Here is an 8138-nt window from a genome sequence, read left to right on the forward strand (position 1 = left end):
CGCCGCCCCCTCTTGGTGTGCCCAGCGCACGGGAATCTCCGCGACTTTTAGCCCGAGCCGCCGTGCCAGAAAAATCGCCTCCACATCGAAGCTAAAGCCAGCGAGCTGGCAGCGGGAGAAGATCGCCTGCGCCGCATCGCGCGTGAGCAACTTGAAGCCACACTGCGTGTCCTCAATGCCAGGCGTGGCGGCAAGCTGGACAATTTTATTGAACGCGCGTCCACAAAGCTCGCGCAGGAGCGGCTGGCGCACCGTCAGCTCCGACTCACGCAGAGGCCGGGAGCCGATGGCGTAGTCCGCGCCGGAGTCTAAAGCGGCTTCGAGCTTGGTCAGCTCCTCAATGGGCGTCGCCAGATCCGCGTCCATAAAGAGCACCCGCTCCCCAGCGGCCCGCAAGACCCCAAAGCGCACGGCGTAGCCCTTGCCTTTATTGCCACCGTAGCCCAGCACCGTCACGCCCGGAAACGTAGCTGCAACAGTGGCCGTCTCGTCTTTGGAGCCATCGTCCACCACTAAAATCTCGGCATCGAGCCCACGTGCTTGGACATAGGCCCACGTCGCCTCCAGCGTCCGAGGCAGGCGCTTGGCTTCGTTGTAGGCGGGAATGACGATAGAAAGCTGCATTTTCTTGGCGTTATTGTATCGCAGCTAGTGAGGACTAAGTGCTTGGGCCCAAATACATTAGAATTAGAATCGGCCCGATTTTTGCCTTGCCCATCGCCATTGAGGCAAGATCACCGCGTCGCAAATGTAAAGATAAATTTGGTCAGTTACTTAAGTTAGAAAGGCTTTCATGTCATGGCGGCCTTGTGCTCGTTCCAAACATTCCTGAGCCAGTTGTTTAACAAGGAAACAATCGCTTTCCTCAGGGTTCTTCTGAGGATCTGCCGACGTAAGAGTAACAAACACATTAAGACATCCCCACACAAGATGTGCTGATCTGCTGTCAGCATGTTGAGTATGAATTCCTTTAAGAGGGATGCCTTGCAATCCCGTAGCAAATATCTCATCGAGAGTGATTTTTATGATTAATTTTGCATTATCATTACGGCGATTCCCTTTTAAATCTACTGATATACCTCGAAATGGAATGTATATATCTCTAGGATATTGCCAATCATTTGGGTATATATTATTTTCAATTGATTCTATTGAGAACATTTGGATGTCTTTTTGTTTGGGAAGGAGATCCGCAAGATTTAGATGACGTACTTTTTCATGACGAAATACTTCTGCTGGAGCAATCGTAGCCAATTTGGCATTTTCTAGACGCTCCAGAGTTGCGCGAACTGCTGCTTCAATGTATGGTTTATCTGTATTGATATCTACTGGGTCTCTGCCCCAGATTCGCGTGTAGACAACACAGTGTCCTAATAAAGCAGAAAGTTCTCGTTTCGTATGCCAGCAGGCCTGCCCAAGGCGTTCCCCTGAAAAACTCCCTGGTTGAATGTTAGGCACGATACCACTGGTTCCTGGTAGACCATAGCCGCCAAGTAGATGATGTGGTTTTGGATGCCAAACAATACTGATGTCCATATCTCCCTGGCTTTTTATGTTCTTAAAACTTATTGTTGATTCATAAATATATCCCCCATAGGCTTCCCATCCTTGAACAGAGTGGTACGACTCCGTTGCAATCCATCTTTCTGAAGGGAAATCGCTCTGTTTAGGAAGATAAGGAACAAGGTTAACAAAGGCAGGGTAAGTGGCAAGCAAGCCTGCTTTATCAAAACGCTTTATACAATTGAGTAAGAAGTCAAGTGCTCGTTCATGAGTTGCCCAATTTTTCAACCCTCCTAACTCAAGTGATAAAAATAGACGATCTTTTTGTACTTTGAATTCCAGAGAACGAGTATCACTGCCTTTTGGTTCATTAATATCACTCAATACCATTGCATTAGGAATATCACTGTCATCCCTTTTTAAATATTTCCTAAATGAATATTTCGAGATTTGATTTTCCGCATTTTTTATACTGTAATTTAAATCTATTGATAAATTTATGTAATTTAATTTACTATGACAATAAATAAATGCATGTGATTGCCTATTCATATTTCGTATTTCATGATGTATCCTTGTTTTAGGAATACCTATATCTTCTTCAGTAGGCAAAAATATGCTGATATCTAGTGGGTCTAGCGCATTTCGTGGGATATTTCCAAAATTTTTCGGTTTCGGTTCTTGAAAAGGAACATAGTAATTACGTTTGTTTTTACAAGTACTTCCCATCAATATACTTGCTGTAGAGAAATGAAGAAAATGACGACGATTCATATAGTAGACTCCTGAGAGACATTTTACCTGTTTCGGACACTTAAACCTATGGTATCCTGAGGCTCAGTTATGAACCGTCTAGATGCACGTTTTGCGGAGCTGAAGTCACGTGGCGAGGGAGCCCTTGTCGCTTTTATTACAGCAGGCGATCCGTTTCCGAGTCATACCGCCGATGTGATCTGTGCCTTGGCGGAGGCCGGAGCCGATGTGATCGAGCTGGGAGTTCCCTTCTCCGACCCGCTGGCCGATGGCCCGACGATCCAAGCGGCGAGCTTCCGGGCGCTGCAGGGCGGAATGACGCCGCCGAAAGTGCTGGACGCGGTGCGCGAGGCCCGCGCACGTGGTGTGACGGTGCCAATGGTGCTGATGGGAGCCTACAACCCAGTGCTCCAGTATGGGCCAGAGAAATTCGCACAAGACGCCGTGGCCGCCGGGGCCGATGGCGCGATTGTCACCGATGTGATTCCGGAAGAGGCCGATACCTGGAAGCCGATTGCCGATGCGGCGGGCCTCGCGACAATCTTCTTGCTCGCCCCAACCTCCACGATGGAGCGCATGGAAGCCGTCGGCAAGCTCGCGGCGGGCTTTATCTACTGCGTCTCGATGACAGGCATCACCGGAACCAAAGAAGTCGTCCCCAGTGAGCTACCCGGCTTAGTCTCCGCGATTCGAGAGCACGCCCGTGAGACGCCGGTCTGTGTGGGCTTTGGTGTCAAGACCCCCGAGCAAGTCAAGGCCATCTGCGTCTTTGCCGATGGTGCCGTGGTCGGAAGCTCGCTGGTCACCCTGCTCCACGAAAACCGCGAAGACCCTGATGTGCTTAGCTTCGTGAAAGAGTATGTTGCGTCGCTAAAAACTGCTACAATAGTCCCATGAATCGACGACAGTTTCTTGGGGCCGCGGCCGCGCCTCTCTTTTTGCCTAGCTCTGTGCTGGGGCGTGCGGGCCACACCGCGCCTGCGGATCGCATTACCGTGGGCATTATCGGCTGTGGGAAGATGGCCAATGACTTCCATATCCCGACGCTTCTGGACTTCGACGACGTGCAGATTCTCGCGGTCTGTGATGTGGACACGACCCGGCGCGAGCGGGCCAAGAAGCGTGTCGAGACGCACTACACCGGCGAGGAGCGCGCCACCCGCACCTGCGCGGCCTACAACGACTTTCGTGAGATTATCGCCCGCAAAGATATCGACGCCGTGGTGATTGTCACCCCCGAGCACTGGCACGCGATCCCGATTATCGAGGCGTGTAAAGCCGGAAAAGATGTCTACTGCGAGAAGCCGCTCACGCTGACGCTCGCGGAGTCCAAGCGCTGCATCGAGGCGGTGCGCAAGTACAAGCGCGTGCTCCAGACCGGCAGCCAGCAGCGCTCCAATGTCTTTGGGAGCTTCCGCCAGGGCTGTGAGTTTATCCGAAATGGGCGGCTGGGAAAGATCAAGTCCGTGACGGTCGGAGTTGCCGCACCGAGCATCTGGTGCGATCTGAAGGAAGAGACGCCAGAGCCGGGTCTTGACTGGAACCTGTGGCTTGGCCCCGCCCCGATGCGCCCCTACAGCTCCGTGCTCTCCCCGCGCGGTGCGCACAACCACTTCCCCGCCTGGCGCAACTACCGCGAGTACTCGGGCGGCGGTCATGCCGACATGGGCGCCCACCACTACGACATCGCGCAGTGGGCGCTGGGCAAGGACGACACCGACCCGGTCGAGATCATCCCACCGTCTGATCCTATGGCGATGGAGGGTGCGAAGCTGATCTACGCCGATGGGATCGAGGTGACTCACGGTGGCCCGAGTGGCTGCTTCTTCACCGGCACCAATGGAACCCTGCACTTAGACCGTGGCGTGCTGAAAAGCGACCCACCAGAGCTGGCCAAGACGCCACTGGGCGAGAAAGAGACCACGCGTCTCTTTGTCTCGCCGGGGCACCACCGCAACTGGATCAACTGCATCAAGAGCCGTGAGAAGCCGCTGTGTGATGTGGAGATCGGCTGCCGCTCCGTGGCGCTGGTGCAGCTGGCCAATCTCGCCTACTGGCACCGCCGCCCCCTGAAGTGGGATCCCGTAAAGTGGGAGTTTATCGGCGATAAAGAAGCCAACAAGTGGCTCGACCGCGAGCGCCGCCCCCAGTGGAAACTGCCGAAAGTGTGATCTCATGCCTGAGGAGAAAATCACCGAGTCGCTGAAAGTTGCCGATGTCTGGGCCGGGCATCCGGTGGGGTTTGCGCTGCTGACCCACGGCAACCGGCAGTTTGTGGCGTTCTATGATGCCAAGCGGCACATGACAGTTGCGCAGCGGAGCTTGGGAAGCAAGACTTGGACACTGACCAAGCTGCCGTCGCAGGTGGGCTGGGACTCGCATAACTATGTCACGCTGGCGGTAGACGGTGAGGGCTTTTTGCATCTGTCGGGAAACATGCATGTGGTGCCACTGGTCTACTTCCGCTCCACCAAGCCCCTCGATGCAAGTAGCCTGGTGCCCGTCAAGGCAATGACGGGCCAGCGAGAGACTCGTGTCACGTACCCGCTGTTCTTTCGGGGCGCAAAGCAAGAGCTGATCTTTACCTACCGCGATGGGGGCAGTGGCAACGGCGACCAGCTCTACAACACCTACAATCTCAAGACTAAGGCCTGGCGGCGACTTTTAGACAAAGTACTGACAGATGGCGAGGGGGAGCGCAATGCCTATCTTGCCCTGCCACAGCTCGGCCCCGACGGCTACTTCCATCTGATCTGGATCTGGCGCGAGACCCCGGATGCCGCCACGAACCACCATCCGTCGTATGCTCGGAGCCGCGACTTAGTGCACTGGGAAGATAGCGCGGGAAAGCCGCTAACACTCCCCATTACACTCAAGACGGGTGAGGTGATCGATCCCATCCCCGAGCACGGCGGCGCGCTCAATGGCCAGGTGAAGCTGGGCTTCGACTCGCAGAAGCGCCCCGTAGTCTCCTACACCAAGTACGATAAAAACGGCAAGAGCCAGCTCTACTGTAGCCGCCGTGAGAAGTCCGGCTGGAAGATCTACCAAGTGAGCAGCTGGGACTGGCGCTGGGAGTTCGGCGGCGGTGGAACAATCGTTGTGGAGGTCAATGTCGGAGCGGTGGAGAGCGCAGGGCCGGGGCACCTAAAGCTTGCCTTCAGGACAAAAAACCACGGAAGCGGAGTGCTGGTGCTCGACGAGAAGACGCTCAAAGTGATCAAGACACTCCCGCCGCCCGAGGGCTATCCCAAGAGCCTGCGCCCTGTGCGCCTAAAGTTCCCCGAGCTGCAAGTCAAGTGGGCGAGCGACTTGGGCAAGCCTGCGGCGGCGGGCACCCGCTATGCTCTGCGCTGGGAAACCCTCGGTCCCAACCGTGACAAGCCACGCACCGAACCACTGCCCCCCGCTTCCGAATTGTGGCTCTATAAGCTCAAGGAGCCGTCTTGATGGGGCGTGGCTGGGCGACAATAAACGCCGTGAGATCCCAGGACTCCTGAAGGGTCAGTGAGCCACCAGAGCCGAAGGGCATGTTGTGCTTGAGAAAGCCCGCCATTTTTTCGGGCTTGGCTCCTAGCCCCGCGAGGTTGTTGAACGACTGCGGCCCCCAGAGCGCGGGGCGAAAGTAAGTGTTGCTCTCGTAGCGTCCTTCGCCGTTGGTGCTGTGGCAAGCGGCGCACTTCTGGGCAAAGAGGGCTCTTCCTCGCTCGGGATCACCGACGAGCTTCTCGACTTTGGGCATTCCCGACACCGGGAGTGGCTGCGCGCCCCACTGCTCGTCGAGCCAGCGGAGATACGCGTTGAACGCCGCCATCTCCGGGCCGTCGGTGGGGATGGGCTTGCCGTTCATGCTGCGCTGGAGGCACTGGTTGATGCGGTCGTAGAACTTCTGGGCCGTGTCGTACTTTCCTTCCGCGAACATGCCAATCCACGGCGACGACGACAGACTCCGCCCGGCATCGAGATGACAGCTAGAGCAGTGGAGCTTGTTGCCCACAACCTTGGGGAGTAGCTCATAGGTGCGCTCTGAGAGGGCATGGCCACGCTGGATGGCTTTCCAGTTCTGCTTGTCCCACTCGGTTCGGGGCTTTGTCGGTGCCACAATCAGGGGCTTCTCAGCAACACTTGGCTGAGCACGGCGCAGGGAGTAGACAAAGTCCGAGGCGACAAATTTATCTTGCTTGAGTGTTCGGGCTGAGGCGTGGCAGCCGAGGCAGGAGCTCTCCTGGACAAAGCTCTCCATCGTGGTATTGGAGACAAAGGCAGGCTCCACACGCCCCCCTGCTCCTGAGCCGGGAACCGGCCACTGCGCCCCGACCAGCTCGTAGTTCTGCAGGACACTGCCTGCCGTGTGGAGCACCTGCTGCTGGGTGTGGTTGAGCTGGCGCAAACGGGCAGGGAGCGGGGTATGTCGGACAATAGAGTTTGGGATGCCCGTCTGCGTCTGCTGGTTGGTCTTGGTACCAGGAGTCAGCGCGGGGGTAAACGACGGATCCGTGCCCTCAACGTTGCCCGTGTGCTCAAAGGTCGCCCAGATCCACTGGGGAGCCGACGGGGTTTTCTGGACAATATGCAGCCCAACCAGCCCCATCGTGCGCTTTCGCTTACGCCCCGGCTTGCCGTTTTTCATGTCAAAGACGAGGCACTCACGGGTTAGGTAGTAGGGTGCCTCACCTGGCTCTAGCTCACGCCAGCTTGCCTTGACCATCATCGCCCCGTCTGGAAACGCGACGCTCTCCGTGCGCTGCTGCTGGCGGCTGTCGTAGAGCTTGTGGCTGCGGAGATAGTCAAAGAGGACTTTATTGAAGCGAATCTCGTAGCGCACGATATGCCCATAGCGGTCCGTCAGCGTGGCCGGGAGCGTCCCATCGCTCTGCACTGCCTGGAGGTTGTCGCTTAGCAAGCGCTCCCGTGGTAGAGGCGACTCCCACCTAGGCGGCTCGGCTCCTCCGGGGAGATAGATCTCCTCAGGCGTCTTCCACGTCTCCCAGACCTTCAGCCCCTCATCCCCCAGCGGCTTGCTGGCGTCTGCCTCGCCCCGCTTCCCTTTTTGGGCAGGCCAGCCCAGCGCCACAAACTCCTGCCACGCAAACGCCTCCACAGACCGCTGTGTCGTGAGAGTGTCCCCCCCAGAAAGCCCTCCCAGCACATCAGTCGGTACGGTCGGACTTAGAGCAACTGATGCAAGAGCCAGCACTGGCAAGAAAGCGGCAAGAGAGCGCATGAGAGTATTTTACCGCACCATGCCCCCTACCCCCTGCCCGGCGGTGGTTAGGGGGGAAACGGTACAATACTCACGTGAGTACAAAACCCCTTACCGTGGCCCTTCTGCGCCCGGACTCGACGCGCCGTGAGGCCATCGCTCTTTGTGAGAAGTTCGCCCCGACGGCAGACTCCGTGTGCGTCTTGCCGACGTGGGTCGCGGATGTTTTAGAGAGCGGCCTCGAAGTCGCGACCGTGATCGGGTGGCCGCACGGGGCTGCCAACTCCCAGGCGCTCGGTGTTGAGGCCGCGATGGCGACGGCGGACGGCGCGACGGAGCTGATCTTCTTTCCGAATCTCTCGGCACTGAAGTCCGGCGCGGAGCTGTTAGTGGCCGATGCCGTGCAGACCGTGGTGGATGCCGCCGCGCCCACGGACTCCGAGGTGACGCTATGGCTCCCCTGGGCGCAACTAAAGCCACTGGAGCGCCAGTCGCTGGCCCGCCTCGCCGTAGAGTGCGGCGCGAGTGCGCTTGTGCTGCCTGTGGATGACGAAGAATCGGCCAAGGCCCTGCGCGAGTTCCTCCCCGACGAGATCGGGATGATCATTGCTTGCGAGGCAAGCGCGGCGAGCGCGGCCTATGCCCATCGCCTGTGGAGCGAAGAATAAGCGCGGATGGA

7 protein-coding genes are annotated in these 8138 nt (G+C 57.2%); 4 read left to right on the forward strand and 3 right to left on the reverse strand.

Annotated elements, in window-relative coordinates:
• Together AC1XOS_RS17000 and AC1XOS_RS17005 are read right to left on the reverse strand one after the other, a co-directional pair.
• On the reverse strand, positions 1–624 hold a 624-nt coding region (locus tag AC1XOS_RS17000; RefSeq protein ID WP_481963416.1), incomplete at its 3' end, for a dolichyl-phosphate beta-glucosyltransferase.
• Between the two features lie 150 nt (positions 625–774).
• The gene (locus AC1XOS_RS17005; protein WP_481963417.1) at positions 775–2277 is read right to left on the reverse strand and encodes a hypothetical protein; all 1503 of its coding nucleotides are present in this window, start codon (positions 2275–2277) and stop codon (positions 775–777) included.
• 69 nt (positions 2278–2346) lie between these two features.
• On the opposite strand from AC1XOS_RS17005, the gene trpA reads away from it, so the two are divergent.
• Genes trpA through AC1XOS_RS17020 form a run of 3 tightly spaced genes read left to right on the forward strand, consistent with a single transcriptional unit; the run spans position 2347 to position 5706 of the window.
• The gene (trpA, locus tag AC1XOS_RS17010; protein ID WP_481963418.1) at positions 2347–3153 is read left to right on the forward strand and encodes a tryptophan synthase subunit alpha; all 807 of its coding nucleotides are present in this window, start codon (positions 2347–2349) and stop codon (positions 3151–3153) included.
• The gene (locus tag AC1XOS_RS17015) at positions 3150–4427 is read left to right on the forward strand and encodes a Gfo/Idh/MocA family protein (RefSeq protein WP_481963419.1); all 1278 of its coding nucleotides are present in this window, start codon (positions 3150–3152) and stop codon (positions 4425–4427) included. The genes trpA and AC1XOS_RS17015 overlap by 4 nt, the downstream gene beginning before the upstream one ends.
• 4 nt (positions 4428–4431) lie before the next feature.
• Positions 4432–5706, forward strand: coding sequence for a BNR repeat-containing protein (locus AC1XOS_RS17020; protein WP_481963420.1), 1275 nt, complete (start codon positions 4432–4434; stop codon positions 5704–5706).
• Here AC1XOS_RS17020 and AC1XOS_RS17025 read toward each other — a convergent pair.
• Positions 5690–7480 carry a c-type cytochrome gene (locus tag AC1XOS_RS17025; protein ID WP_481963421.1) on the reverse strand — a complete coding sequence of 597 codons (1791 nt, stop codon included), beginning with the start codon at positions 7478–7480 and terminating at the stop codon, positions 5690–5692. The genes AC1XOS_RS17020 and AC1XOS_RS17025 overlap by 17 nt on opposite strands.
• Before the next feature lie 74 nt (positions 7481–7554).
• Here AC1XOS_RS17025 and AC1XOS_RS17030 point away from each other — a divergent pair, with 74 nt between their 5' ends.
• Positions 7555–8127 (forward strand): hypothetical protein, encoded by a 573-nt coding sequence (locus tag AC1XOS_RS17030; protein WP_481963422.1) that lies wholly within the window; start codon positions 7555–7557, stop codon positions 8125–8127.
• Positions 8128–8138: the final 11 nt, after the last annotated feature.

The sequence above is a fragment of the Armatimonas sp. genome, from assembly GCF_964826245.1.